Source organism: Aminobacter sp. DSM 101952, from assembly GCF_001424795.1.
Taxonomy (GTDB): Bacteria; Pseudomonadota; Alphaproteobacteria; order Rhizobiales; family Rhizobiaceae; genus Aminobacter; species Aminobacter aganoensis.
Genome location: NZ_LMCL01000012.1, coordinates 455,144 through 480,879, shown reverse-complemented (window position 1 = coordinate 480,879; position 25,736 = coordinate 455,144). Strand labels below are relative to the sequence as shown.

Here is a 25,736-nt window from a genome sequence, read left to right as displayed (position 1 = left end):
TACGGTGGCCAGCAAGACCAGCGGAGCATCCGCCTACACATTCGTCGACCACAAGTTCGACGTCGTCGTCGTCGGCGCCGGCGGCGCCGGCCTGCGCGCCACGCTCGGCATGGCCGAGCAGGGCCTGAAGACCGCCTGCATCACCAAGGTGTTCCCGACCCGCTCGCACACGGTCGCGGCACAGGGCGGCATTGCCGCCTCGCTGCAGAACATGGGGCCTGACTCCTGGCAGTGGCATATGTACGACACCGTCAAGGGCTCGGACTGGCTCGGCGACGTCGACGCCATGGAATACCTGGTGCGCGAAGCACCCGCCGCCGTCTACGAGCTCGAGCACTACGGCGTGCCGTTCTCGCGCACCGAGGAAGGCAAAATCTACCAGCGGCCGTTCGGCGGCCACATGATGAACTACGGCGACGGCCCGCCCGTGCAGCGCACCTGCGCTGCCGCCGACCGCACCGGCCACGCCATCCTGCACACGCTCTACGGCCAGTCGCTGAAGAACAACGCGCAGTTCTTCATCGAGTATTTCGCCCTCGACCTGATCATGGAGCCGGACGGCACCTGCACCGGCGTCGTGGCCTGGAACCTCGACGACGGCACCATCCACCGCTTCTCGGCGAAGATGGTGGTGCTGGCGACCGGCGGCTACGGCCGCGCCTATTTCTCGGCGACCTCGGCGCATACCTGCACCGGCGACGGCGGCGGCATGGCCTCGCGTGCCGGCCTGCCGCTGCAGGACATGGAGTTCGTGCAGTTCCACCCGACCGGCATCTACGGCTCGGGCTGCCTGATCACCGAAGGCGCGCGCGGCGAAGGCGGCTATCTCGTCAACGCCGAGGGCGAGCGCTTCATGGAACGCTACGCGCCGTCGGCCAAGGACCTGGCCTCGCGTGACGTGGTTTCGCGCTGCATGACGCTGGAGATCCGCGACGGCCGCGGCGTCGGCAAGAACAAGGACCACATCTTCCTGCACCTCGACCACCTCGATCCGGCGGTGCTGCACGAGCGGCTGCCCGGCATCTCGGAATCGGCGAAGATCTTCGCCGGCGTCGACGTGACCCGCGAGCCGATCCCGGTGCTGCCGACGGTGCACTACAACATGGGCGGCATCCCGACCAATTACTGGGGCGAGGTGCTGAACCCGACAGCCGGCAATCCGGACCAGGTGTCTCCTGGCCTGATGGCCGTCGGCGAGGCCGGCTGCGCCTCGGTGCATGGCGCCAACCGCCTCGGCTCCAACTCGCTGATCGACCTCGTGGTGTTCGGCCGCGCCGCCGCCATCCGCGCCGGCGAAGTGGTCGACCGCAACGCGCCGATCCAGGCGCCGAACGCGGCATCGGTCGAAAAGATCATGGACCGCTTCGATCGCCTGCGGCACGCCAATGGCGGCACGCCGACGGCGGTTCTGCGCGAGAAGATGCAGCGCGCGATGCAGGACGACGCCGCCGTGTTCCGGACGCAGGAATCGCTGGAGCAGGGCTGCAAGCGCATCTCCCAGATCTGGGGCGAGATGAAGGACATCAAGGTCTTCGACCGCTCGATGATCTGGAACTCGGACCTGGTGGAGACGCTGGAACTCGAGAACCTGATGTCGAACGCGATCGCCACCGTCTATGGCGCCGAAGCACGCAAGGAAAGCCGCGGCGCGCATGCCCGTGAGGACTTCTCGGCGCGCGACGACGCCAACTGGCGCAAGCACACGCTGGCCAATGTCGCCGAAAATGGCGAGGTGACGCTGACCTACCGGCCGGTGCACACCGAGCCGTTGCTCAAGGAAGAAGACGGCGGCATCAGCCTGGCCAAGATCGCGCCGAAGGCGCGCGTGTACTGAGCCATGGCGTCGGCGGCAGCAGGATATTCGCCAACGCCGCTTGCGGCGAAGCTCGGCCTGAAGGACGGCCAGAGCGTGGTGTTTGTCGGCCTGCCGGACGCGCTTGGCGACCTGGCCACGGCGCGTGACTTCGCCGTCAAGACGCTGACCGACTGGCCGGCGCTGGGCGAGGCAGGCGGGGGCCACGACGTGGTGCACGCCTTCACGCGGCGCCGTGCCGATCTCGACGACAATGTCGGGACTTTCAAGAAGATGATCGCGCCCGACGGCGCGGTCTGGATTTCCTGGCCCAAGAAGGCGTCGAAGATCGCCACCGACATCACCGAAGATGTCATTCGCGACGTGGCGCTGCCCGAGGGGCTGGTGGACGTCAAGGTCTGTGCCGTGGACGCCGTGTGGAGCGGGCTCAAGCTCGTCATCCGCAAGGAACTGCGCCAAGCTGTGAGGAACCGATCGTGGTCGAACTAACGCTCCCCAAGAACTCGCAGATCAGGCAGGGCAAGACCTGGCCCAAGCCCGAGGGCGCAACCAACCTGCGCGAATACCGGATCTATCGCTGGTCGCCGGACGATGGCGAGAACCCGAGCATCGACACCTATTTCGTCGACGTCGACGATTGCGGCCCGATGGTGCTGGACCACCTGCTCTACATCAAGAACAAGATCGACCCGACGCTGACCTTGCGCCGCTCGTGCCGCGAGGGCATCTGCGGTTCTTGCGCGATGAACATCGACGGCTCGAACACGCTGGCCTGCACCAAGGGTTGCGACGACATTTCGGGCGCGGTGAAGATCTACCCGCTGCCGCACATGCCGGTGGTCAAGGACCTGGTGCCCGACCTCACCAATTTCTACGCTCAGCACCGCTCGATCGAGCCGTGGCTGAAGACTGTGTCGCCGGAGCCGGCGAAGGAATGGCTGCAGAGCCATGAAGACCGCGCCAAGCTCGACGGCCTCTACGAGTGCATCCTGTGCGCCTGCTGCTCGACCTCTTGCCCGAGCTACTGGTGGAACGGCGACCGCTACCTCGGCCCGGCCGTGCTGCTGCAGGCCTATCGCTGGCTGATCGACAGCCGCGACGAGGCCAAGGGCGAGCGCCTCGACGATCTCGAGGATCCGTTCCGGCTGTATCGCTGCCACACCATCATGAACTGCGCCCAGACCTGCCCCAAGGGGCTGAACCCGGCCAAGGCGATCGCCGAGATCAAGAAGATGATGGTCGAACGCCGGGTGTAGTTTCGTCGATCGGCTTGAGGCAACAGCGCATATGACGGACACGGACCTTCCCCACCTTACTCCAGCCGAAGCACGCGTGCTTGGCTGCCTGATCGAGAAGAAGGAACTGACGCCTGACGTCTATCCGATGACGTCGAATGCGCTGGTTGCTGCTGCCAACCAGAAGACGTCGCGCGAGCCGGTGATGGCCCTGGAGATGGTCGACATCACCAGGACGCTTGGTTCGCTGCAGGCAAAGGGACTGGCGAAGCAGCAATTCGCATCGCGTGTCGAGCGCTATGAACACCAGATGGCGCAGAAGTTCTCGCTGACGCGCAACCAGAGTGCGCTGATCGGCCTGCTGCTGCTGCGCGGACCGCAGACCGTCTACGAACTGCTCGCCCGCACTGAGCGCATGGCGAACTTTGCCGATGCCGACGCCGTGCGCAGCGAACTCGACATGCTGATCGGCCGCAGGCCGGCGCTGGTCAAGGAGATCGGCCGAGCACCCGGCCAGCGCGAAGATCGCTTCGCGCATCTGTTGTCCGGTGATGTCGACGCTGCGGTTGTCACGGCAAGCCGGGCGCCGAGCGTGAGCGCCCCCGCTGTTTCTGAGCTCGAGGAACGCGTCCGGCTTCTGGAAGAAGAAGTGGCGGCGCTGAAGGCACGGCTTGACGCTGCCGGGGCTTAGGCGCTTGGCAGGGTAATTGAAAACGGCCCGGTTGCGGAAGCAGCCGGGCCGTTTTGCATTGGGTGGGTGTTCGCAGAGGCGGCGCTGCCCTCTTCCGCCTGCCGGCACCTTCTCCCCGCGGGCGGGGAGAAGGGAGCTAATGGCTTACTTCCGTGCCGCTTCGACGATCTCGCGGGCCATGGTTTCGGCGACCGCGTCAGTGGTGCGGCCTTCGCGGTCGGCGCGCTGGAAGATGGCGGCCAACGTGTCGGCGATCTTTTCGACGCGCGGGGAAACCGCCCCGACGCTGTAGCCGCCCTCGGCCATCTCGGCAGCGACGTTGATGACGCCGCCGGCGTTGATGACGTAGTCGGGGGCGTAGAGGATGCCGCGCTCGACCAGGCGCATGCCGTCTTCGGCCGTCGCCAACTGGTTGTTGGCGGCGCCGGAGACGATCCCGGCCTTGAGCTGCGGGATCGTCTCGGCGGACAGGATGCCGCCCAGCGCGCAGGGTGCGAAGATGTCGACGTCGGCCGACAGGATGGCATCGCCGGACACCACCATCGCGCCGAACTTTTCGGCGGCGCGGGCGGTCCTGGCGACATCGAGGTCGGAGACGGTGAGCACGGCACCTTCGGCATGGAGCTTTTCGCACAGCGACCAGCCGACCGAGCCGAGGCCCTGGACGGCGACGCGGACGCCCGACAGTGCGTCGCTGCCGGTGCGGTGGCGCAGCGCTGCCTTGAGGCCGACAAAGGTGCCCTGCGCAGTGAAGGGCGAGGGGTTGCCGCTGCCGCCCTTGGTGGTGCCGCTGACATTGGCCGCGCGCTCGGCGAGGAAGTCGGCGTCGGCGAGCGTCATGCCGACGTCCTCGGCGGTGATGTACTGGCCCTGGAGCTTGTTGAGCATCTCCGCATAGGCCTCGAGCATGGCCGGCGTCTTGTCCTTTTTCGCGTCGGCGATGATGACCGCCTTGCCGCCGCCGAGCGGCAGGCCGGCAATGGCCGACTTGAAGGTCATGCCGCGCGACAGCCGCAGCGCGTCGATGACGCCGGCCTCGAAGCTGACATGCGGCCAGATGCGGGTGCCGCCCAGCGCCGGGCCAAGCACGGTGGTGTGGATGGAGACGATGGCCGTCAGCCCGCGCGCGGTGTCGCGGCCGAGCCAGACCTGCTCGTGCCGGTCGAAACCGTCGAGGCGGGCAACGTCTGCGGTGATGTCGGTGATTTCGAGCGTGGTTGCGCCGGCAAGCTTCTGGTGGCGCGGTTCCAGGACATTCAGCATGAGGGCTCCTCCCGGTAGGCTGATCCCCTGGAGGGTAAACATTTCGGGCGATTTTTGGTTTCGAAGACAGGGCGCGCCGCGACCGCGCGTTGCGCTTGCGCGGGCTGCCGCGCAACAAACGAAAAAATGGCCGGACGCCAGGTCTGCCCACCCGACGCCCGGCCGCTGTGCTGCCGCAAGTTGCCACTGCCCCCAGCTTGCTTGCTCTGCAGCCAGACCTGTCAATCCGTACGGTCCCTGCGCCCTCAGCGCCTTCGTTCGTCCCGCTCCCTTGGCGGTTTCGGCTCGGGCGGCCCTGGAAGCTTGCTGCCCGATGCCATCGGCGCCAGAAACGCGCGCGGGTTGAACCCCGCCGCGGCCAGGGCCTTCAAAGTCTTCCAGAACTGAAGATGGTGCATGCCCGTTTCCTCGTGACTGGACTGGACCAAGTTCGATGTACGGGCGGCAAACTAGAGGCCGGCCAGTGCAGATTCTTGGACGGAACGGCACCTGCGCCGGGTCTGGGCGGTCCTGGATTGACCTATCATCAAACGAGAACTAGAAAGCGCAATCTCGCGTACGGGTTGTATCTGGTTGGGTGAGTCGATGGCAACTGACGGACAGTTCACTTCATTCCGCATCGTGACGGCGGACCTGCCGGTAGAGGACAGGTTGCCCATGCTGCGCGAGGTCTATGGCAAGACCATCCTCAAGGCCGACCTCGAACCCGTCGACGACAGTCCACTTGAGATGGACATGCGGGTCAGGCTGTTGCCGGGGATCGGCATCGCCACCGGCACGGCCTCGCCGATCAAGGTCGGCGTCAAATCCGAGATGATCGAGAATGACGACGTCATTCTCCTGGCCGCGCTCGCCGGTGGCAGCCACATGCAGATCGGCAAGCAGGAAGAAAGCGTGCTGCCCGGTTGCGCAATGTTCGTGCCCGGCGGACGGGCAGGCGCCAATGTGACGCGGCCAGGCTTCAGCTATGTCAACCTGCGCTTCGAGCGGAAGACGCTGCAGCCGCTTGTCGGAGACGTGTCGAAGCTGATGATGCGCCCGATCGCCGTGGACCAAGGGCCGATGCACCTGCTGCTGAGCTATGCCACTGCTCTTCAGCAACTGGACGATGCCTTGCCCGGGGACATGGCGCGCAAGGTGGCAAGCCACATGCTGGACCTGACGGCGCTGACGCTGGGGGCGACGCGCGACGCCGAGCAGGTGGCGATGGGGCGCGGGCTGCGGGCGGCGCGCCTGGCGGCGATCAAGGCCGACATTTCGGCGCGGGCCGACCTGCGCGGGCTCTCAGCCGAAGCACTCGCGGCCGAGCACAGGCTGTCGGCGCGCTATGTCAGGAAGCTGTTCGAAGGCGAGGGGCTGTCGTTCACCGCATTCGCGCTTGGGCAAAGGCTGATGCGGGCGCACCGGATGCTGGCCGATCCGGTCTGGGCGGGTCACGGCATCATCGACATCGCCTATGAGGCCGGCTTCAACGACCTGTCCTATTTCAACAGGGCATTCCGCAAGCGCTACGGCGTCACGCCGTCGGACATCCGCGCGGGGGTTCTGGCGGCATGAGGGCGCCGAGCCATCGCCCGGCGCCTCATGGGAAAGCCTGGATCAGGCGAGCCTGGCGTCGAGCGAGACCTTGATGGCGCCGAGCGCCTTGGACACGGGGCAACCTTCCTTGGCCTTGGCGGCGAGTTCCTGGAACTTGGCGTTGTCGATGCCGGGGACGGTGCCGACGAGGGTGAGCGCGCTTTCGGTGATGCCGGTGCCCGGGACGAGCGTCACGACTGCCTTGGCGTCGAGCTTGTCGGCAGGCGTGCCATTCTCGGCGAGGAAGTGCGACAGCTGCATGGCGAAGCAACCGGCATGGGCGGCGGCGATCAGCTCCTCGGGATTGGTGCCGGACCTGCCGGTCTCGTCCTCGAAGCGTGCCTTGAACGAATAGGGCTGGCCCTTGAGCGCGCCGCTCTGGGTGTCGAGCGTCCCGGAACCTTCCTTCAGATTGCCTTTCCAGACGGCGTTGGCGCTGTGGTTCATGATCTTCTCCATGATTTCTGACGGGGCCGGGTTCGGCAGCCGGATGAGACTATAGCGCCGGTTGACGCGGCTGCCAGAGTTCCGGCGCCAGGAAAGCCATGTCGGGCGAAAAAACTGTCTCGGGGGCGGTGCGCTCGTGCCCGCGCTGGCGCCCGTTGCGGGAGGTGTAGAAGCGAGGTTGCCTGGGTTGTGCGTCCTTCGACAGGCTCAGGATGAGGACCGATGCGCTGCCGTCTAGCAGAACCTCTCGACGTGCACGTCAGCAGCACCAAGGCCCTCATCCTGAGCCTGTCGAAGGACGCACAACCGACCGGCTGCACGGGCCGAGGTGGGTGGGAGGTTCTGGACCGGTTCAGGCCTCACCGTTCCCGCATGGATCCCCGACACTCTTCCGCTCGCTTCGCTCGCTCGCGAAGTCGAGGATGACGGTTGAGGGAGCGCGTCCGCCAATCGCCTGTGTTGCGAGTAGCGGAGAACTCCGCGATTTACAGACTTCCGGGTGAGGTGGAATAACCTCGTTCCTAGATCGCGTCGCCCTTGAGCAGTCGTGGCGTTTCGCCCGTCAGGCCCGACGCCTGGCGGATGAAGTAGTCCTTGAGCCGGGGCACGCGGTCGACCAGCCCGAGGCCGATGTCGCGGATGGCGCGGATGGGGGCGATGTCGTTGGAAAACAGGCGGTTGAGGACGTCGGTGGTGACGCCCATGCGCACGGTGTCGAAGCGGCGCCAGGTCTCGTAGCGTTCGAGCACGTCGAGCGCGCCGATGTCCTGGCCGAGGCGGTCGGCCTCGACGATGGTCTCGGCGAGGGCGGCGGCATCCTTGAAGCCGAGATTGAGGCCCTGGCCGGCGATCGGGTGGATGCCGTGGGCGGCGTCGCCGGCAAGCGCGAAGCGGGGCGCGACGAAGGCGCGTGCCAGCGTCAGGCCGAGCGGCCAGGCGCGGGGCTTGTCTTCGACGCGGATCTCGCCGAGCTTCAGGCCGAAGCGCTGCTCGAGTTCGATCTCGAAGACGAACGGGTCGCCGTTGACCAGTTTGTCGGCGTCCTCGGTGCGTTCGTTCCAGACGATGGAGGAGCGGTTGACTCCGTCCTTCGGCTTGAGCGGCAGCGTGGCGAAGGGGCCGGCCGGCAGGAAATGCTCTTCGGCGCGGCCGCCATGCGGGCGTTCGTGGGCGACAGTGCAGACGATGCCGGACTGGCCGTAGTCCCAGCGTACGGTCTTGATGCCGGCCATGTCGCGCAGCCGCGACTTCACGCCGTCGGCAGCGACGAGAAGGCGGGTGTCGATGCTGACGCCATCGGCGAGATGGACCTTGGCGCCGGCGATGCCTGCCTCGAAGGCCTCGACTGCAACGCCTTCGATGATGTCGATGCCGAGTTCGGCGGCGCGGCGGCGCAGCGCGCCGTTGAGCACCTTGTTCTCGATCATATGGGCGAAGGGTTCGCCGGCGCCGACGTCGCCGTCGAAGGTGAGGAAAACCGGGCGGACAGGATCGGCGCTCTTCGAATCGGTGATGACCATGTCGGTGATGGCCTGCGCCTCCGGCGCGATCTCTTCCCAGCAGCCGAGCTGGTCGAGCATGCGGCAGGCGGCAGCGGCGATTGCCGAGGCACGGCCATCCTTGCGCCAGACCTCGGCCGGAGCGGCGTCGACAATGGCGACGTGCAGGTTGGGCCGGGCCTGCTTGATCGACACGGCGGTCGCCAGGCCGACATAGCCGGCGCCTGCGACCAGCACGTCGAGCTGTGTCGGTTTGTTGTCGTCAGTCTGGCGTGCGACCATGGCGGTGTCCTTTGCGGCTAGGCTTCCTGCCTTGACTCGACAGGGGCTTCCTGATGGAACCCGGGGATACTTCGTCCCGAAAAGGGGAAAGCATGCCGGCCGGAATACAAGAGCTTCTGAGCATTCTCAATCTCGAGAAGCTGGAACACAACCTGTATCGTGGTCGCAGCCCGCAGGCGCACTGGCAACGGGTGTTTGGCGGCCAGACCATCGCCCAGGCCCTGGTGGCGGCACAGCGCACGGTGACGCCCGACCGGCACGTGCATTCGCTGCACGGCTATTTCATGCGGCCGGGCGACATCAACGTGCCGATCGTCTACGAGGTCGACCGCATCCGCGACGGCTCAAGCTTCACCACGCGACGGGTGGTGGCGGTCCAGCACGGCCATGCGATCTTCTCGCTCGAGGCATCCTTCCAGGTCGAGGAGGAGGGGCTCGAATACCAGATGCCGATGCCGCTCGACGTGCCGCCGCCGGAGAAGCTGAAATCGCAGCGCGAGCTTCTGCAGGAGGCCAAGCACGTGCCCGAGCAGATCCGGCTGTTCTGGGCCAAGGAGCGGCCGCTGGAGCTGCGGCCGGTCTATGCCGAGCACTATTCCAGTCGCGACAAGCTGCCACCGCTGCAGAAGGTATGGCTGCGACTGACCGGGCCGGTGCCCAACGACCGGGCATTGCGCGCCGCGGTGCTTGCCTATGTTTCCGACATGACGCTGCTCGATACGGCAACCTTTGCCCATGGCCGCGGCATCTTCGATCCCGACATCCAGGCCGCCAGCATCGACCACGCCATGTGGTTTCACCGCGAGCATGCGCTGGACGGCTGGCTGCTCTACACCCAGGACAGCCCGTCGACATCGGGATCGCGCGGTTTCACGCGCGGCGCGCTCTACGCCCAGGACGGCACCCTGATCGCTTCGGTGGCCCAGGAAGGGCTGATCCGCCTGCGCACGAAGCCTTCAAAATAGGCATTTCGGAGATTCTGCATATTCTGTAAGCAGATGCCTTGCGGCATCTGCTCGGGATGCTGCTTGTCCGTTTGGAATTTCACTTGAATTTCAGTGCTTTATCTCCTGTCCGCGCAAACTGGCACGGAGCTTGAATCCCGTATTGCACTCACCGGTGGCTTTCGGGTCCGCCGGCGACGTCTGCAATCGCGGGGGACCCGCATCAGAAAGGGGTGAAACCTGATGAAAATCGTGATGGCCATCATCAAGCCGTTCAAGCTCGACGAGGTGCGCGAAGCGCTCACCAATGTCGGCATCCAGGGCCTGACCGTCACCGAGGTCAAGGGCTACGGGCGCCAGAAGGGGCATACCGAGATTTACCGCGGCGCCGAATATGCCGTCAGCTTCCTGCCCAAGATCAAGATCGAAGTCGCCGTCAGCACCGACCTCGTCGACAAGGCGGTCGAGGCGATCACCGGCGCGGCCAAGACCGGCCAGATCGGCGACGGCAAGATCTTCGTCTTCGGCATCGACCAGGCCGTGCGCATCCGTACCGGCGAAACCGACACCGACGCGCTCTGAGCCGGCCAACCAATTCTCATGGAGACCTCAATGCAAATTCCAACCTCATTGAAGACGGCGGCGCGGACGGCCCTTGTCGGCACGCTCGCGCTGACCGCCCTGGGAACGGTCGCGGCCTTCGCCCAGGAAGCCGCACCGGCTGCCGCTGACGCCGCGGCCGCCGCACCCGCGCCCGCCGACGTCATGGACAAGGGCGACGTCGCCTGGATGCTGACCTCGTCGCTGCTGGTGCTGTTCATGGCGCTGCCGGGCCTGGCGCTGTTCTATGGCGGCCTGGTGCGCGCCAAGAACATGCTGTCGGTCTTGATGCAGTGCACGATGATCGTGGCGCTGGTGATCGTGATCTGGACGTTCTGGGGTTATTCGATGGCCTTCGGCGACGCCGCGAGCCCCTATTGGGGCGGCCTCGGCAAGGCCTTCCTTGCCGGCGTGACGCCGGAAAGCATGGCGGCGACCTTCACCAAGGGCGTGGTCATTCCCGAATATGTGTTCATCGTCTTCCAGATGACCTTTGCCTGCATCACGCCGGCGCTGATCGTCGGCTCGTTTGCCGAACGCATCAAATTCCCGGCGGTACTGCTGTTCGTGGCGCTGTGGGTGACCTTCGTCTACTTCCCGATCGCCCACATGGTCTGGGATTCGGACGGCCTGATCTATGGCTGGGGCGCGCTCGATTTCGCCGGCGGAACCGTCGTGCACGTCAATGCCGGCATCGCAGCGCTGGTTGGCGCCCTGCTCGTCGGCAAGCGCACGGGCTACGGCAAGGACAACATGGCACCGCACTCGATGACGCTGACCATGGTCGGCGCCTCGATCCTGTGGGTCGGCTGGTTCGGCTTCAATGCCGGCTCCAACCTCGAAGCGAATGGCGGCGCAGCACTTGCCATGGTCAACACCTTCACCGCCACCGCCGGCGCGATCCTGGCCTGGGTGCTCATCGAAGTGGTCGCCCGCGGCAAGGCCTCGATGCTGGGCGCGGCTTCCGGCATGGTCGCCGGGCTGGTTGCGGTGACGCCTGCCGCTGGCTTCGTCGGCCCGGTCGGCGCCATCGTGCTCGGCGCCATCGCCTCGGCCATCTGCTACTTCTTCGTGGCTGTGGTGAAGATCAAGCTCGGCTATGACGACTCGCTCGACGTGTTCGGCATCCACGGTGTCGGCGGCATCGTCGGCGCGATCGGCACCGGCATCTTCAACGCGGAGTCGCTCGGCGGCATTGGCTATGGCGATATGTCGATCGCCGGCCAGGTGTGGACGCAGATCCTCGCCGTATCGGTCACGGTCGTCTGGTGCGGCGTCGGTTCGCTGGTGCTCTACAAGCTGGTCGACCTCGTCGTCGGCCTGCGCCCGACCGTCGAGGCCGAACGCCAGGGTCTCGACCTGACCTCGCATGGCGAAGTGGCCTACCACACGTAATCCCGGTCGGCGGCGGATCTCAGATCCGGCGCCGCATCCTCCCTATCCCGTCGTGGCCGCCCGAAAGGCGCCCGCGCCTTGGGCCCGGAGCAATCCGGGCCCTCTTTTTTCATGCCGTGCGCACCAGCTCAGGCGAAAAACGCCCGTATCCGCGGCCACCAGCCGATCGCTGCGCGCACGCGGCGGGCGGCATTGGCACCTCTCACCGCTTCGCCGAAGTGGCAGTAGCAAACGATGTTGTGCAGTTGCCTGTCGGACAAGTCGAAAAAGCGCTTTGCCTCGCCATAGCTGTCGTCGGCCAGGCCATCGGCCCGGAAGCCCGCGTCTTCGAATGCCACGGTGATGGGGGAGCCCGCGACGCGCAGCGCCTGCCGTGCGGCGCGCGGCGTGTACTCCGTGCCCGAAAGCGTTCCGAGGCGCCGTTCCGGCTCGCGCTCGAGAAGCTCGGCCCAGCGTTCGAGGCGCTCGGTTCGCGTCATCGGCAGGTGCGGGCTGGCGGGACGGACTTCAGCGAAGGCTTGCAATTGCTCGATGCTATGGTGCTTCATCGTTGCCTCCTTTTAGTTTTCGCTAATATACAAAGGTATGGCGGTGCCGATGCCGCGGCAAGCCCGTATCGGCCTGCCGGAACGGAAAAACCCCGCTCGGATGGAGCGGGGTTTCCAGAGATCAGGCCTGCAACATGCGCTACATCGCGGACATCGTCAGTGCTGTAACCTTTGTGGCATCGTCGTCGGCCGTCGTGACCGTGACTTTCATGCCGGCTGCCAGATCGGCCGGCAGTGCCACGTCAGCCGGCACGGTGTAGCTCTTGCCGTCTTCCATCGTGACGACGCGGGTGTCCTTATTGAACTCCTTGACGACGCCGTCGGCCGAGGCGGCCCAAGCTGCACCTGTCATGAGTGCCGCGGCACCCAAAGCCAAAACGAGCTTTCTCATTCTGCTTCTCCTTGGTTGCGTCCCTCGCCGTACCAACGGCCCAAGGCCGGCATGGTTGCATCAATTGAGCGGCGAGCAGGAGGGGCTGCGCCCAAAGGCAGGCGCAGGAGGCGTCCGGGGTGGAGATCTTTACCGCCGGCTAGCGTTTGCGCTGCTTCCGGTCCGAGCCTTGCCAGCCACCGAGCATGTCAAAGGCTTCGAGGCCGTCGGCGTGCTCCTGGGGATGCGACCGTGTCGACGGGAACAGCGCGAGGGCGCGCCGGAAGACGTTGGCGAGGTATGAACGCCGGAAGGCAGCCTTGGGACTGCCATCGGCAGGCTGCCGTAGCTGGATCGCATCGCCTTGCATGAGTTTGCGCCCTTCCAGTGCCGAAAGCGGGGACACGCGGCGCCGGCCCAAGCCGGAACCCGGCTTGGGCCTATGGCCCGCGTCATCGAGCAGTCTGGCGCCCCCCGGCGACAATGCCCGACCGTGCGAGCGGACGATCTCGCAGGCTGATGGCAGTGTAAATGCAACGGATATGGAATGGCTGGAACACTGTGGAATTTCCGGGAAGTTCCCGACATGCCTTGCTTTCGGCGGCAAAGAAGAAAATATGCCGCTGGGGCTTGGGAGATTTCTTGGAATGAATATTGACCGGAAGCTGCGCCTGACCGCAGCTTTTGTCGGTGCTGCGACACGTAAGGACTTGGCGGCGGCTTTCAGGCGGATCAACCCGACGACCGCATTCGATGTCGACCGTGCAGACAAGTGGCTGCAGGGTCGATCAAGGCCTAGACAGTTCAGCGTCTATGAAGACTGGATCAGGCTGCTGGACCTGCCGCAGCCGGCTGACTGGATCGTCGACTGCGACCTGGAAACCTTCGTCGGCCAGATTTGCGACCACCACGGCAAGAACCGCCAGCAGCTCGAGCGGAGGGCGGCGGCCTTCGGCAAGCCCCAGTTGCACGGACTGGACGACAGTGGCGCCACGATCGTCGGCCGCTATGCCTGCTATTCGCACAGCTGGTCGCCCTATTTTCGCGGCCAGCTCATCCGCGGGACGCTGGTGATCGAACAGGAGCACGGGCCGCAGCGTCTGACGGCGACCTATTCCGAGCAACTCCCGACGATGCGCCTGCAGCGCAAGGGCCAGGTGACGGTGACGCGGCGCAGTGTCTACATCCATGTCGGCGGAGCAGGTGACGACACACATTTCTTCTTCGCGCTGTTTCCGTTCTCGCCGCCGGGCAGCGTGCTTGGCGGATATCTGACGGGCACCACGGTGCTCGGCCCGGAATCCCAGCCGTCGGCGACGCGCGCCGTGCTGGTGCGGCTGAAGCAGCCGGAGACGCAGGCGAGCGCGGCCGACGGCTATCTCGATCCGGCCCTGACGATCACGGAAGACCTGGCGCGGTTCGGCATCAACCTCGACCAGCCCGAAGTTGCGGACGGGCACCTGCGCAGGTTCCTGGAACGCAGCGGCGACGGCGGCGTCGACCAGATCGCCACCGAGGATTTCCAGCGCCTCGTCGAGATGTTCGATCGCGCGTGGCTCGGCCGCTGAGGCTGCGGGCGGCCCGATGAACGATGGCTTAACCTTAATGCGGCCTTAACCTTCGCCCCGATAGTCTGACAGTCGAATCTGCCCGAGACGCGTCCGCGCCCGGGCCAAGGCATTATTGGACGGGGACGAGGCATGCGTTCTGGGGTTTCCTCACCGCTCGCGCTGACCGAAACGGGGCACGGCATCCAGGCATTCGCGCGGCGGCAGGCAGGCCGAGCGGCGGGGTTGGGCCTGTTTGCCTTCGTTGCCTTCGGGCTGGCAGCGCTCGGCACCTGGAACGTCGCCGATCCGAGTTTCAGCCACGCCACCGACAATCCGGTGACCAACGCCATGGGTTATCCCGGCGCGGTGTTTGCCGACCTCGCCATGCAGTTCTTTGGCCTGGCCTCGGTGGCAGCCCTCATGCCGGCAGTGATCTGGGGCGTGCTGTTTGCCACCGCGCGCGGCGTCGACCGCATGCCCAAGCGCGGCCTGGTCTGGTTCGGCTCGGCGATGCTTTCGGCGGCGATCGCCGGCTGTGTCGGCGCACCGCCGACCTGGCCGCTGCCGACCGGCCTCGGCGGCGTGTTCGGCGACATGGTGCTCAAGGTGCCGGGGCTGTTCATCGGCGGCTATCCGACCGGGCTGATCGCCACCGTCATCGGCGTGCTGCTGATCGCGCCGGCGTTGTGGATGTTTGCCTTCGGAGCCGGCCTGCTCAACCGCGAGAACGGCTTTGCCGTGGTCAACCCGAAGCCGAAGCCCGACATGCGCGAGCAGGATTTCGCCAGCTTCGATGATGAGGACGAAGACGACAACGAAGGCGTGCTGGCGCTGGGCGCGATCACGCACTGGTGGCTGTCGGCCAAGGCCTGGATGCGCCGCCGCGCCGCCAAGCGGCGCGAGCAGGAAGGCTACGACATGCCGCCGGTGAAGCGCGAGAGCGCCTGGCGCCAGGCCGCCGAGCGCGTCGAATCGGCCGAGCGGGCCGAGGCACGCGTGACCGCGGGTGGACGCGCGCGCGTCGAGCCGGAATTTTTCGCGCAGATGGTGTCGCAGGACCGCCAGGTCTCGATCGCCCCGGACGACCAGGATGTGTTCGGCGACGACGATGATTTCGACATGCCCTCGCTCGAGGGCGGCGCACAGGTGCAGAACTTCCGCACGCCGGCCTCGGCCGGTCCCGCCTCGGCCCGCGTCGCGGCCCCGGCACCGCGGCCTGCCCCCGGCGCACGCGTACAACGCGAGGCGCAGACGACGCTGATCGGCTCCGAGACCTTCGAGATGCCGTCGCTGCATTTCCTCTCGGAGCCCAAGAACGTGGCGCGCGACGCCAGCCTGTCGAAGGACGCGCTAGAACAGAATGCGCGCCTGCTCGAAGGCGTGCTGGAAGATTTCGGCGTCAAGGGCGAGATCATCCATGTCCGCCCGGGCCCGGTCGTGACGCTCTACGAGCTCGAGCCGGCGCCGGGCATCAAGTCGTCCCGCGTCATCGGCCTCGCCGACGACATCGCACGCTCGATGAGCGCCATCGCTGCCCGTGTCGCCGTGGTGCCGGGGCGCAACGCCATCGGCATCGAACTGCCCAATGCCAAGCGCGAGACCGTATATCTCCGCGAGATCATGGCGAGCCGCGACTTCGAGACGACCAAGTCGAAGCTGGCGCTCGCGCTCGGCAAGTCGATCAATGGCGAAGCGGTCATCGTCGACATCGCCAAGATGCCGCACGTGCTCGTTGCCGGCACCACCGGCTCGGGCAAGTCGGTGGCGATCAACACCATGATCCTGTCCTTGCTCTACCGCATGACGCCGCAGGAATGCCGGCTCATCATGATCGACCCCAAGATGCTGGAGCTGTCCGTCTATGACGGCATCCCGCACCTTCTGACGCCCGTCGTGACCGACCCCAAGAAGGCCGTCGTGGCGCTGAAATGGACCGTGCGGGAGATGGAAGACCGCTACCGCAAGATGTCGAAGGTCGGCGTGCGCAACATCGACGGATTCAACGCCCGGGTGGCTGCCGCCGACAAGAAGGGCGAGAAGATCTCGCGCACCGTGCAGACCGGCTTCGACCGCCAGACCGGCGAGGCGATCTATGAGACCGAGGACCTCAACCTAGAGCCGATGCCCTATATCGTGGTCATCATCGACGAGATGGCCGACCTGATGATGGTCGCCGGCAAGGACATCGAGGGTGCTGTCCAGCGCCTGGCGCAGATGGCCCGCGCCGCCGGCATCCACGTCATCATGGCGACGCAGCGTCCGTCGGTAGACGTCATCACCGGCACGATCAAGGCAAACTTCCCGACCCGCATCTCCTTCCAGGTGACGTCGAAGATCGACAGCCGCACCATCCTGGGCGAGCAGGGCGCCGAGCAATTGCTCGGCATGGGCGACATGCTCTACATGGCCGGCGGCGGCCGCATCCAGCGCGTGCACGGCCCCTTCGTCTCGGACGACGAGGTCGAGAAGGTGGTCGCCCATCTCAAGCTGCAGGGCGTACCGGAATATCTCGACGCGATCACCGAGGACGACGGCGAGGACGAGGACGACCAGCCGTCGGGCAAGGGCGGCGGTGGCGGCGGAAATTTCGAGGATTCGGACGATCCGTACGACCAGGCGGTCGCCGTGGTGCTGCGCGACGGCAAGGCCTCGACCAGCTACATCCAGCGCCGTCTCGGCATCGGCTACAACCGTGCCGCCTCGATCATCGAGAAGATGGAGAAGGAAGGCATCGTCGGGCCGGCCAATCATGCCGGCAAGCGCGAGATCCTGGTGCCGACCGAAGACGACAAGATGTAGGATCAGGGGAACCCGCGATCACGTTTTCGCGTTCTGGGCGCATGGCGTGAACCATGTCAAACTTCAGCCCTACTAAGTGCCGATAGAACCGTCCAAATGGAATGAGAGAGTAACGGCATGAACGACGATTTTCGCACCCCGACCCGCCGACGCCTGCTCGGCTTCGCGGCAGCGATGGCCCTGACCGCGACGCCGCTGATGGCGCTGCAGGCCACCCCGGTCCAGGCGCAGGCTTCCGAGGCAGCGCAGCGCATCGCCGACCATTTTTCGAACGTGCGCTCGATGTCGGGCGAGTTCGTGCAGTTCGGTCCGCGCGGCGAACAGACGGGCGGCAAGTTCTTCCTGCAGCGCCCGGGCAAGATCCGCTTCAACTATGAGGCGCCGTCGAATTTCAAGGTCATCTCCGACGGCAAGTCGGTGGTCATCCTGAACTCCAAGATGCGGACCTCCGATCTCTATCCGCTGTCGAAGACGCCGTTGAAGCTGCTGCTCGACGAGCGCATCGATCTCACCGGCAACAAGGTCAAGAGCGTCACCGAAGAGGACGACCTGACGACGATCAAGCTGTCCGACCGGCAGGTGTTCGGCAATTCGACCATCACCATGATGTTCGACCCGAAGACCTATGAGCTCCGGCAGTGGACGATCACCGACGCGCAGGGCAAGGACACCACCGTCATGGTGTTCAACGTCAAGCAGGGCGGTTCGTTTGCCGCCGACACGTTCAAGATCGATTACAAGCTCAACCGCGAACTCAACGCGCAAAAGAAGAACGACTGACGCCGTTCCGCACGGCTAAGCTGTGGACAGCGCCGCGACCGGCGCTGCATCCGTCTTCGCGCCTTGTCATCGCTTGGCCTTGCTGGCAGGTTCCGCGGCAACTTCGTGCCGGAACCCGCCATGCCCTTGTCCATCGCCACCTGGAACATCAACTCAGTGCGCCTGCGCATGCCGCTGGTCGAGCGGCTGCTGAACGAATACGCGCCCGACGTGTTGTGCCTGCAGGAAACCAAGTGCCCGGACGACCAGTTTCCGTCGGCGGCGTTTCGCAAGCTCGGCTACGAGCACATCGCGATCCATGGCCAGAAGGGCTACCATGGCGTGGCGACTGTGGCACGGCGGCCGCTGGAGATTGTGGAAAAGCGGCGTTTCTGCGAAATCGACGACAGCCGCCACCTGTCGGTGCGGTTCGACGCCGGCGGCAAGAAGGTGACGGCGCATAATTTCTACGTGCCGGCTGGCGGCGACGAGCCCGATCCCGAGATAAACGCGAAGTTTCGCCACAAGCTCGATTTCGTCGCCGAGATGAATGCCATCCCGGCGGCTCACGACGAAAAGTCGGCCTCGGTCCTGGTCGGCGACCTGAACATCGCGCCGCTGGAGCACGACGTCTGGTCGCACAAGCAGTTGCTCAACGTGGTCAGCCACACGCCGGTCGAGACGGAGAATTTCGAGGCGATGCGCAAGGCCGGCGGTTGGGTCGATCTGATGCGGCTCAACGTGCCGGACGACCAGAAGATCTACACGTGGTGGAGCTACCGGGCGAAGGACTGGGAGATTTCCAATCGCGGCCGCCGTCTCGACCATGTCTGGTCGTCGGCCAATCTGGCGCCGCAGCTGACCGGCATCGAGATCCTAAGCGCTGCACGCGGCTGGGACCGTCCGTCGGACCATGTGCCGGTCATCGCCCGGTTCGACCTGGACTAGGGAAAACACGCGCCGGCGGGCATCTGTCGCAGCTTTCTCCGCTTCCGTCACGTAGCTGAGCCTGGCGTAGCCCTCGTGGTTCGACAGGCTCACCATGAGGGCTACCGGGTCGCCTTCGCCCATGCTCACGTTCCATTGGCCGACGTGAGCCTACTTTCCGAACCTCGGAGCCATGTCCTCGATCCGCGCGAGCATGTCCTGCAGGTCCTCGAGGATGTGCTGGTGCAGGCGGGCGGCGGCCTCGGGGTACTCCTCGAGAATGCGGTGGAACATCTTGCGGTTGAGCCGGATGATTTCCGAATCGATGGCGGCGGCGGCGCTGGTCAGCCGCCTGGTGTCGGCGATGAGGGCGAGTTCGCCGAGCATCGCGCCGGGGCCGGCGGAGCCGAGGTCGAGACGCACCCCATCGGCCTCGCGATAGAGCGCGATGCGGCCCGAGATGACGACATAGGCCGAATCAGCCTCGTCGTCCTCGCGATAGAGCTTGCGATCGGCCGGGAGATTTACGTTCTCCGCGCCGAAGGCCAGCAAACGCAGCTGTTCTTGGGTGAAGCCCTCGAACAGCCTCACGCCGGACAGGATGCGGATGTCGTCATCCAGCGCCATTATGTCCCCGACTTCTCAGACCGGCTCCTTCTCCCTGTTGTTGGCCGGCGGCCCCACACCGCCGGAAAACCGGTCAGGGAACCAGCTTGTATCCGCCGCTTTCTGTCACAAGAATTTCCGCATTGGAAGGATCGCGCTCGATCTTCTGCCGCAGCCGGTAGACATGTGTTTCCAGCGTATGTGTCGTCACTCCCGAATTATAGCCCCAAACCTCTTCGAGAAGCACGTCGCGGGTGACCACCTTCTGGTCGGCGCGATAGAGATATTTGATGATCGAGGCTTCCTTCTCGGTCAGCCGGACCTTGCCGCCGCGCGCATCGATTAGAAGCTTCTGGCTCGGCTTGAAGGTGTAGGGACCGACGGAGAAGGTGGCGTCTTCGCTCTGCTCGTGCTGGCGCAGCTGGGCGCGGATGCGGGCGAGCAGGACGGCGAAGCGGAACGGCTTGGTGACATAGTCGTTGGCGCCGGCTTCGAGACCGAGAATGGTGTCCGAATCGGTGTCGTGGCCCGTCAGCATGATGATGGGTGCCTTGTAGCCGCCCTTGCGCAGGATCTTCACCGCTTCGCGGCCATCCATGTCGGGCAGGCCGACATCCATGATGAGCAGGTCGATGAGGCCGGCGCGGGCGACGTTGACGCCCTTGGCGGCGGAAGCCTCCTCGAGGACTTCGAACTCCTCATAAAGCGCGAGTTGCTCGACCAGCGTGCTGCGCAGATCGTCGTCGTCGTCGACGATCAGGATGGTACGTGAGGTCATGAATCAATCCGTTGTTTTAAAATCAAAATTCTGTTGACCGCGGCAATTGGATGAAGAAGCTGAACGGCACAACTGTCAACGCGGTGATTTGTTCCGCGTACGATCATACAAGAAAAATCAAAGGCGTAATTGGGGCGGACGGTTTTTTGCGACAACGCATTTCGACAATCGTCGTGCGCGCCAAGCCGGGCGAGCCGACCAAGGGGCTGCTGCAAGTCGGCGGGGTGGTGTTTCCCTGTGCGCTGGGGCGTGGCGGCATCACCGCCAACAAGCGCGAGGGCGATGGCGGCACGCCGCTCGGGCAGATGCGGCTCTTGTCGGGTTATTTCCGCAACGACCACTTCAGAGGGCGGGGCACGCGGCTTGAGATGAGCCCGATCAGCGCGGATCTCGGCTGGTGCGAGGTGCCCGACGATCGCAACTACAACAGGCCGGTGAAAATCCCCTACGGCGCGAGCCACGAGCGGATGAAGCGCGACGACCGGCTCTACGACGCCTGCATCGTGCTCGACTGGAACATCCGACCACGGCGGCGCGGGCGCGGCAGCGCCATCTTCTTCCACCTGGCGCGGCCGGGTTTCACCCCGACGCAGGGCTGCGTGGCGGTGACGGCGCAGACGATGGCGCGGCTTTTGCCGCACCTATCGAGCCGCACGATCTTGAAAGTGGTACGCTAGGACGATCCAAGGGAACGCGGTGCGTTTTTGCGCGTCCAGATAGACGCGAGGCGCGGCAAAGAAAGCGACCCGAAGATCGGGAGACGTGATCTTCGGGCCGAGTGAACTCCCAGAGTGAGTGGGAGAGGGGTTTCAGCGATGGGATTGGCGGCGCGGCTGCTGCCAGCCGATGTCGAGCAGGCCCAGGCGGCCAAGATCGGCGTCGACGGCCTTGGCGATGTCCTGCTTGGCGATACCGGTGTCGCGGCGGTAGTGCTCGGACAACTCGGACGCGTCCTGTACAGGCACGTTGAGAGCTGCCCTCATCTGGCGAAACCAATCGAAAACCGGCTGCAGCCGTGCCGGCTGGACAAAGGTGGCTTTCAGGACATCGGTAGACATGGTCGGTTCCGTTTCGTCCGGACATCAAATCCGGTTTGACATTGATTGAACTGGGCTCATGATGCAGCGCTGAAAGACAAAAGAGAAACGAGTAGTTCTTTCTCGATCCTCAAACCGAATTTGAAGATCTGGCGATGCGCTTCGTACCCGGGACACGTGCTTTGCGGACGCTGGAGGCTGCCGGCAGGCACCTGAATTTCACGCGTGCCGCCGACGAACTCGGGCTGACGCCGGCCGCCGTCAGCCACCAAATCAAGGAAATCGAGGACCAGCTCGGCGTCACCTTGTTCACGCGCACCAGCCGCAGCATCCGGCTGACCGAGGCGGGGGTGGCGCTGGTGGATGCATCGGCCGATGCCATCGACCTGCTCAACCGGGCCGTTTCGAAGGCGCGCAAGCTGACGCGCGGGACGGCGCTTCTGAAGGTGACGCTCGATGCGCATTTCGCCTCGAAATGGCTGATGCGGCGCATCGACGCTTTTCGCAAGCTGCATCCAGACGTCGAGCTGCGGTTCGACATCAGCTACGACGTGCGCGATTTCGACCTCGACGATGTCGATGTCGGTATCCGCTTCGGCACGGGCAAGTATCCGGGGCTGCATGCCGAACGATTGTTCGACAACATCATCATTCCGGTGTGCAGTCCGAGGCTTCTGCAATCCGAGCGGCCGCTCAACGTGCCGCGCGACCTGTTCCATCACACGCTTGTGCACATCGAATGGTCGCAGCAGGGCGTGACCTGGCCGAACTGGCGGATGTGGATGGCGGCGGCGGGCGTCGACGACTTCGACGACAGCCGGGCCATCGTCTTCACCAATTCGTCCGACGCCGTGCAGGCGGCGATTGACGGCAGTGCCGTGGCACTCGCCGATTTCGCCATGGTGGCCAACGATCTTTCCGAGGGGAGGCTGATCAGGCCGTTCGACCTCGGCATCAGGGCGTCACGCGAGTTCGCCTATTTCCTCGTCTATCCGAAAAGCTCGGAGGGCGATTCGCGCATTGCGGCCTTCCGGGAGTGGATTGTCGGGGAAGCGTCCCAGACGCTGGCCTGAAGGCCTCAGGCAAAGCGCCAGACGGTGGTACGCTTGACCTCGGCGTCCTCGAGCGCGCGGGTGACAGGCACCTCGTAGGTGGCCAGCTTTTCGAGCCGCTCCCTGGGCAGGTATGAGCGGCCGGGATCGCCGACGAGCACGTCTGCGCCGCGTGCCCTGAGCTTTTCGAACCAGGGCACGAGCCGGTCGGCGAAGGGCTTTTCGTAGAACACATCGCCGGCGAGGACGACGTCCCAGCCGCCGTCATGGCCGACGAGATCTGCGCCTTCGAACCCGATCGTCACATCGTTGGCCCCGGCATTGAGGCGGATGGCCGCCTCGCAGAAGGGATCGATGTCGGCGCCGACGACCGACACCGCGTCGGCCTGCATGGCGGCAATGGCGACGAGGCCGGAGCCGGAGGCGAAGTCGAGGACGCGCTTGCTGGCCACGGTTCCAGGGTGATCGAGCACATAGCGCGCCAAGCCCTGGCCGCCGGCCCAGGCGAAGGCCCAGAAGGGCGGTGGCAGGCCGATCTCGGCCAGTTCCTCTTCGGTCCGGTGCCAGAGATCATGCGCCTCGTCGGCGAGGTAGAGCGCAATCTCGGGCACATGCGGCGGCCGCATCAGCGCCGTGTTGGCGCGGATGAAGGTGGCCGCGCCTTCGGACGTCAGGCGTGTCGTGGAGGCCGTGGTCACGGCGCCTTGTCGAGCCCGGCCATGCGGCAGACTTCCTGCCACTCGTCCGGCGTGACCGGCTGGACGGACAGGCGCATCGAGGTGACGAGCGCCATCTTCTCGAGCGCCGGATTGGCTTTTACGTCGGCGAGCGTGACGGGCCTGGGGATCTCGCTGTGGTAGCGGATGTCGACGCATTCCCAGCGCGGGTCCTCGGTGGTGGTGTCGTGGTGGGCGAGCGCGCAGACTTCGGCGATGCCGACGACTTCCAGCCCCTCATTTGAGTGATAGAAGAAGCCGAGGTCGCCGATCTGCATGGCGCGCATGTTGTTGCGGGCGAGGTAGTTGCGCACGCCGTCCCACTGCGTGCCCTTCTTGCCGGCCGCCTTCAGCATCTCGAAGGAGAATTTGAACGGCTCGGATTTGAACAGCCAGTACTTCTTGTCGCTCATGTCGTCCCCTCGATGCCCGATAGATGCCAGTTCAGGCGCTGGCCGGATTGTTGAAGACCCAGTTCCACGGACGGACCTGGACGCTTTCGAACAGGCCGGCCTTGGCGTAGGGATCGGCGTCGGCGATTGCTTGGGCCACAGCCGCATCCGCCGCTTCGATGACCACGAGGCTACCCTCCGGCTTGCCGTCGGCATCGAGGAACGGGCCACCGAATTTCAGCGCGCCCCTGGCGTTGAGGTCGTTGAGGAAGACCACGTGGTCGGGGCGGGTGTCGAGGCGGAGCTGAAGATGGCCCGGCTTGTCCTTGCAGATCAGTGCGAAAAGCATGTTGTCCCTCTCGATGAATTCAGTCGGCTTCGGCGCGCAGCGGCCTGGTCATCAGCCCGGCGACGGCCTCGTTGATGGTGATGGCCTTGTCGAGCAAAGCGGCAACCGCCTCGACGATGGGGGCATCGATACCGCGCTCGCGCGTCAGGCGGGCGGCGATGTAGGCGGTGGCCACGCCCTCGGCCAGAGGCCGGCCGGACAGTTCCTCGCCTTTGCCGAGCGCCACGCCGTAGGCGAAGTTGCGCGACTGGACGGAAGAGCAGGTGAGCATCAGGTCGCCGAGGCCGGACAGACCCATCAGCGTTTCGGGCCGGGCGCCGAAGGCGGCGCCGATGCGGCGCAGTTCGACAAAGCCGCGGGTGACCAGGGCTGCCTGCGCCGAGGCGCCGAGGCCGGCACCAGTGACGGCACCGGCAGCGATGGCGAAGACGTTCTTCAGCGCGCCGCCGAGCTCGACGCCGATGAGGTCGTCGGTCGAGTAGCAGCGCAGATTGGCGGCGGAGAAGCGCAGGGCAAGCGCCGACGCGCGGGCCTCGTCCTCGGCGGCGACGACGACGGCGGTCGGCAGGCCGCGGGCGACGTCGGTGGCGAAGCTCGGGCCCGACAGGGCCGCAACCGGGTTGTCCGGCAGGATCTCGGCGGCAATGGCCGAGAGCAGCGTGCCGGTGTCGCGTTCGATGCCCTTGGCGCAGAGCACCAGGGGCACATGGGCGGCAACATGCGGCTTGACCTCCGACAGCACGCTGCGCAGCGCCTGCGCCGGGGTGACGACCAGCACGCAGTCGGCGCCGGCCACGCTGGCGGCGAGGTCGGTCGTGGCGACGATGCCGGTCTCGAAGGTGATGCCGGGGAGGTAGCGCGGGTTCTGGCCCCTGGCGATGGCGTCAACGCTGTCTGCGTCGCGCGCCCAGAGCGTGACGGCATGGCCGGCGCGCAGCATGGCCAGGGCCAGCGCCGTGCCCCAGGCGCCGCCGCCCAGAACCGTGACCTTGTATGCGCTCATGCCTTGGCTCCCCGCCTGCCGGAGCCGACGACCGGCGCGGACACGGTGTCCAGCGGCCAGCGCGAGCGCGGCACGAAATCGAATGCGTCAGGCTCGGCGAGCCCGGCGCGCAGCCGCTCGATGCCGGCCCAGGCGATCATCGCGGCGTTGTCGGTGCACAACGCCATGGGCGGCGCAATGAAGGCGAAGCCATGGCCGGCGCATAGCAGTTCAAGCCTGGCGCGGATCTGGTGGTTGGCGGCGACGCCGCCGGCGACGACCAGCGCCGGTGCTGCGACATCGGGGAATTCGGCACGGAAGCGGGCGAGCGCGCGCTTGACGCGGTCGCCGAGCGTGTCGGTGACCGCCGCCTGGAACGACGCGCAGATGTCGGCGACATCCTGATCGCTGAGCGGGGCGACCGAGGTGGCGGCCTGACGCACGGAGGTCTTGAGGCCGGAGAAGGAGAAGTCCGGCTGGGCCGAGCCCTTCATCGGACGCGGGAAGACGAAGCGGGTGGCGTCGCCCGAGGCCGCCGCCTTCTCGACATTGGGGCCGCCGGGATAAGGCAAGGCCAGCATCTTGGCGGTCTTGTCGAAGGCCTCGCCGAGCGCATCGTCGATGGTGGTGGCCCAGCGCTGGTAGTCGCCGACGCCGCGAACCAGCACGATCTGGGTGTGTCCGCCCGAGACGAGCAGCAGAAGGTAGGGGAACTCGAGCCCGTCGGTCAGCCGCGCGGTGAGTGCGTGGCCTTCGAGGTGGTTGATGGCCAGCAGCGGCTTTTGCGCGGATGCGGCGATCGCCTTGGCGGTCATCAGCCCGACGATCAGACCGCCGACGAGGCCCGGGCCGGCAGTGGCGGCGACGGCGTCGATGTCATCGAGCGAGAGGCCGGAATCCTCAAGTGCGGCCTCGACGATGCCGTCGAGCGCCTCGACATGGGCGCGGGCGGCGATTTCGGGCACGACGCCGCCAAAGGCTGCGTGTTCCTCGATCTGGCTGAAGACCGTGCTCGACAGAATGACCGGCTTCTTGCCCGCTTCGAGCGCGACCACGCTGGCCGCGGTTTCGTCGCAGCTTGTCTCGATGCCCAGAACGCGGATCAATTGGTCGCTACCCTGCAT

The 25,736-nt window shown here is 65.7% G+C and carries 29 protein-coding genes; 14 read left to right on the top strand and 15 right to left on the bottom strand.

Going from position 1 to position 25,736, the window contains the following annotated elements; all coding sequences use genetic code 11:
• Window positions 1-4 precede the first annotated feature (4 nt).
• From sdhA to ASC75_RS12375, 4 genes are read left to right on the top strand one after another with little or no spacing between them, the layout of a single operon-like run.
• A complete protein-coding gene (gene sdhA, locus ASC75_RS12390; RefSeq protein ID WP_055975236.1) occupies window positions 5-1,834 on the top strand; it encodes a succinate dehydrogenase flavoprotein subunit in 1,830 nt (609 codons plus the stop codon).
• 3 nt (window positions 1,835-1,837) lie between these two features.
• Window positions 1,838-2,302, top strand: coding sequence for a DUF3052 family protein (locus ASC75_RS12385; RefSeq protein ID WP_055975232.1), 465 nt, complete (start codon window positions 1,838-1,840; stop codon window positions 2,300-2,302).
• Window positions 2,290-3,069 carry a succinate dehydrogenase iron-sulfur subunit gene (locus ASC75_RS12380; RefSeq protein ID WP_055975230.1) on the top strand — a complete coding sequence of 260 codons (780 nt, stop codon included), beginning with the start codon at window positions 2,290-2,292 and terminating at the stop codon, window positions 3,067-3,069. The genes ASC75_RS12385 and ASC75_RS12380 overlap by 13 nt, the downstream gene beginning before the upstream one ends.
• Window positions 3,070-3,100: 31 nt before the next feature.
• Complete coding sequence (locus tag ASC75_RS12375; RefSeq protein WP_055975227.1) at window positions 3,101-3,739, top strand: DUF480 domain-containing protein; 639 nt, start codon at window positions 3,101-3,103, stop codon at window positions 3,737-3,739.
• A gap of 144 nt (window positions 3,740-3,883) precedes the next feature.
• On the opposite strand, the gene ASC75_RS12370 is transcribed toward ASC75_RS12375, so the two are convergent.
• Together ASC75_RS12370 and ASC75_RS26445 are read right to left on the bottom strand one after the other, a co-directional pair.
• On the bottom strand, window positions 3,884-5,002 hold the full coding sequence (locus tag ASC75_RS12370; RefSeq protein ID WP_082496537.1) for a Glu/Leu/Phe/Val dehydrogenase dimerization domain-containing protein: 1,119 nt from the start codon (window positions 5,000-5,002) through the stop codon (window positions 3,884-3,886).
• A 245-nt stretch (window positions 5,003-5,247) separates the two neighbouring features.
• Entirely contained in the window at window positions 5,248-5,400 is a 153-nt protein-coding gene (locus ASC75_RS26445; RefSeq protein WP_184117380.1) for a hypothetical protein, read from the bottom strand.
• A gap of 187 nt (window positions 5,401-5,587) precedes the next feature.
• Between ASC75_RS26445 and ASC75_RS12365 the strand changes: the two genes are divergently transcribed.
• Window positions 5,588-6,559, top strand: a complete 972-nt coding sequence (locus ASC75_RS12365) for a helix-turn-helix domain-containing protein (RefSeq protein ID WP_055975223.1) — start codon at window positions 5,588-5,590, stop codon at window positions 6,557-6,559.
• A gap of 42 nt (window positions 6,560-6,601) precedes the next feature.
• Here the strand turns inward: ASC75_RS12365 and ASC75_RS12360 are convergent, their stop codons facing one another.
• Both ASC75_RS12360 and ASC75_RS12355 read right to left on the bottom strand, forming a co-directional pair.
• Window positions 6,602-7,027 carry an OsmC family protein gene (locus ASC75_RS12360; RefSeq protein ID WP_055975511.1) on the bottom strand — a complete coding sequence of 142 codons (426 nt, stop codon included), beginning with the start codon at window positions 7,025-7,027 and terminating at the stop codon, window positions 6,602-6,604.
• Window positions 7,028-7,548: 521 nt separating this feature from the next.
• Window positions 7,549-8,808 carry a ubiquinone biosynthesis hydroxylase gene (locus tag ASC75_RS12355; protein WP_055975221.1) on the bottom strand — a complete coding sequence of 420 codons (1,260 nt, stop codon included), beginning with the start codon at window positions 8,806-8,808 and terminating at the stop codon, window positions 7,549-7,551.
• A gap of 92 nt (window positions 8,809-8,900) precedes the next feature.
• On the opposite strand from ASC75_RS12355, the gene ASC75_RS12350 reads away from it, so the two are divergent.
• From ASC75_RS12350 to ASC75_RS12340, 3 genes are all read left to right on the top strand, one after another.
• On the top strand, window positions 8,901-9,773 hold the full coding sequence (locus ASC75_RS12350) for an acyl-CoA thioesterase II (RefSeq protein WP_055975218.1): 873 nt from the start codon (window positions 8,901-8,903) through the stop codon (window positions 9,771-9,773).
• A gap of 222 nt (window positions 9,774-9,995) precedes the next feature.
• Entirely contained in the window at window positions 9,996-10,334 is a 339-nt protein-coding gene (locus ASC75_RS12345; protein ID WP_055975214.1) for a P-II family nitrogen regulator, read from the top strand.
• Between the two features lie 30 nt (window positions 10,335-10,364).
• On the top strand, window positions 10,365-11,747 hold the full coding sequence (locus tag ASC75_RS12340; protein ID WP_055975211.1) for an ammonium transporter: 1,383 nt from the start codon (window positions 10,365-10,367) through the stop codon (window positions 11,745-11,747).
• Window positions 11,748-11,875: 128 nt separating this feature from the next.
• On the opposite strand, the gene ASC75_RS12335 is transcribed toward ASC75_RS12340, so the two are convergent.
• The 3 genes from ASC75_RS12335 to ASC75_RS12325 all read right to left on the bottom strand — a co-directional run bounded on the left by ASC75_RS12335 (window position 11,876) and on the right by ASC75_RS12325 (window position 13,035).
• Complete coding sequence (locus tag ASC75_RS12335; RefSeq protein WP_055975208.1) at window positions 11,876-12,295, bottom strand: hypothetical protein; 420 nt, start codon at window positions 12,293-12,295, stop codon at window positions 11,876-11,878.
• Between the two features lie 139 nt (window positions 12,296-12,434).
• Window positions 12,435-12,686, bottom strand: a complete 252-nt coding sequence (locus ASC75_RS12330; RefSeq protein WP_156381216.1) for a DUF1344 domain-containing protein — start codon at window positions 12,684-12,686, stop codon at window positions 12,435-12,437.
• Between the two features lie 139 nt (window positions 12,687-12,825).
• Entirely contained in the window at window positions 12,826-13,035 is a 210-nt protein-coding gene (locus tag ASC75_RS12325; RefSeq protein ID WP_055975202.1) for a hypothetical protein, read from the bottom strand.
• A gap of 277 nt (window positions 13,036-13,312) precedes the next feature.
• Here ASC75_RS12325 and ASC75_RS12320 point away from each other — a divergent pair, with 277 nt between their 5' ends.
• The 4 genes from ASC75_RS12320 to ASC75_RS12305 all read left to right on the top strand — a co-directional run bounded on the left by ASC75_RS12320 (window position 13,313) and on the right by ASC75_RS12305 (window position 18,721).
• Window positions 13,313-14,233, top strand: coding sequence for a hypothetical protein (locus tag ASC75_RS12320; RefSeq protein WP_055975198.1), 921 nt, complete (start codon window positions 13,313-13,315; stop codon window positions 14,231-14,233).
• Window positions 14,234-14,365: 132 nt separating this feature from the next.
• Window positions 14,366-17,014, top strand: coding sequence for a DNA translocase FtsK (locus ASC75_RS12315; protein ID WP_055975195.1), 2,649 nt, complete (start codon window positions 14,366-14,368; stop codon window positions 17,012-17,014).
• A gap of 117 nt (window positions 17,015-17,131) precedes the next feature.
• Window positions 17,132-17,794: an outer membrane lipoprotein carrier protein LolA gene (locus ASC75_RS12310; protein ID WP_055975194.1), complete on the top strand. Its 663-nt coding sequence runs from the start codon at window positions 17,132-17,134 to the stop codon at window positions 17,792-17,794.
• 120 nt (window positions 17,795-17,914) lie between these two features.
• Window positions 17,915-18,721, top strand: coding sequence for an exodeoxyribonuclease III (locus ASC75_RS12305; RefSeq protein WP_055975508.1), 807 nt, complete (start codon window positions 17,915-17,917; stop codon window positions 18,719-18,721).
• Between the two features lie 150 nt (window positions 18,722-18,871).
• Here ASC75_RS12305 and ASC75_RS12300 read toward each other — a convergent pair whose 3' ends face one another.
• Both ASC75_RS12300 and ASC75_RS12295 read right to left on the bottom strand, forming a co-directional pair.
• The gene (locus tag ASC75_RS12300; protein WP_055975190.1) at window positions 18,872-19,327 is read right to left on the bottom strand and encodes a cyclic nucleotide-binding domain-containing protein; all 456 of its coding nucleotides are present in this window, start codon (window positions 19,325-19,327) and stop codon (window positions 18,872-18,874) included.
• A 73-nt stretch (window positions 19,328-19,400) separates the two neighbouring features.
• Window positions 19,401-20,084, bottom strand: a complete 684-nt coding sequence (locus ASC75_RS12295) for a response regulator transcription factor (RefSeq protein ID WP_055975187.1) — start codon at window positions 20,082-20,084, stop codon at window positions 19,401-19,403.
• Window positions 20,085-20,134: 50 nt separating this feature from the next.
• Between ASC75_RS12295 and ASC75_RS12290 the strand changes: the two genes are divergently transcribed.
• Entirely contained in the window at window positions 20,135-20,761 is a 627-nt protein-coding gene (locus ASC75_RS12290; RefSeq protein WP_082496536.1) for a L,D-transpeptidase, read from the top strand.
• A 132-nt stretch (window positions 20,762-20,893) separates the two neighbouring features.
• Here the strand turns inward: ASC75_RS12290 and ASC75_RS12285 are convergent, their stop codons facing one another.
• Window positions 20,894-21,142, bottom strand: coding sequence for a hypothetical protein (locus tag ASC75_RS12285; RefSeq protein ID WP_055975184.1), 249 nt, complete (start codon window positions 21,140-21,142; stop codon window positions 20,894-20,896).
• Between the two features lie 134 nt (window positions 21,143-21,276).
• On the opposite strand from ASC75_RS12285, the gene gcvA reads away from it, so the two are divergent.
• Entirely contained in the window at window positions 21,277-22,194 is a 918-nt protein-coding gene (gcvA, locus tag ASC75_RS12280; RefSeq protein ID WP_055975181.1) for a transcriptional regulator GcvA, read from the top strand.
• 5 nt (window positions 22,195-22,199) lie between these two features.
• Here the strand turns inward: gcvA and ASC75_RS12275 are convergent, their stop codons facing one another.
• The 5 genes from ASC75_RS12275 to tsaD form a co-directional block, all read right to left on the bottom strand.
• Window positions 22,200-22,799, bottom strand: coding sequence for a methyltransferase (locus tag ASC75_RS12275; RefSeq protein WP_055975502.1), 600 nt, complete (start codon window positions 22,797-22,799; stop codon window positions 22,200-22,202).
• Window positions 22,800-22,867: 68 nt separating this feature from the next.
• A complete protein-coding gene (locus ASC75_RS12270) occupies window positions 22,868-23,302 on the bottom strand; it encodes an EVE domain-containing protein (protein ID WP_055975177.1) in 435 nt (144 codons plus the stop codon).
• 31 nt (window positions 23,303-23,333) lie between these two features.
• Entirely contained in the window at window positions 23,334-23,630 is a 297-nt protein-coding gene (locus tag ASC75_RS12265) for a YciI-like protein (RefSeq protein WP_055975174.1), read from the bottom strand.
• 19 nt (window positions 23,631-23,649) lie between these two features.
• Entirely contained in the window at window positions 23,650-24,633 is a 984-nt protein-coding gene (locus ASC75_RS12260; protein WP_055975171.1) for an NAD(P)H-dependent glycerol-3-phosphate dehydrogenase, read from the bottom strand.
• Window positions 24,630-25,715: a tRNA (adenosine(37)-N6)-threonylcarbamoyltransferase complex transferase subunit TsaD gene (tsaD, locus tag ASC75_RS12255; protein WP_184117386.1), complete on the bottom strand. Its 1,086-nt coding sequence runs from the start codon at window positions 25,713-25,715 to the stop codon at window positions 24,630-24,632. Before tsaD ends, ASC75_RS12260 begins: the two co-directional genes overlap by 4 nt.
• Between the last annotated feature and the right edge of the window lie 21 nt (window positions 25,716-25,736).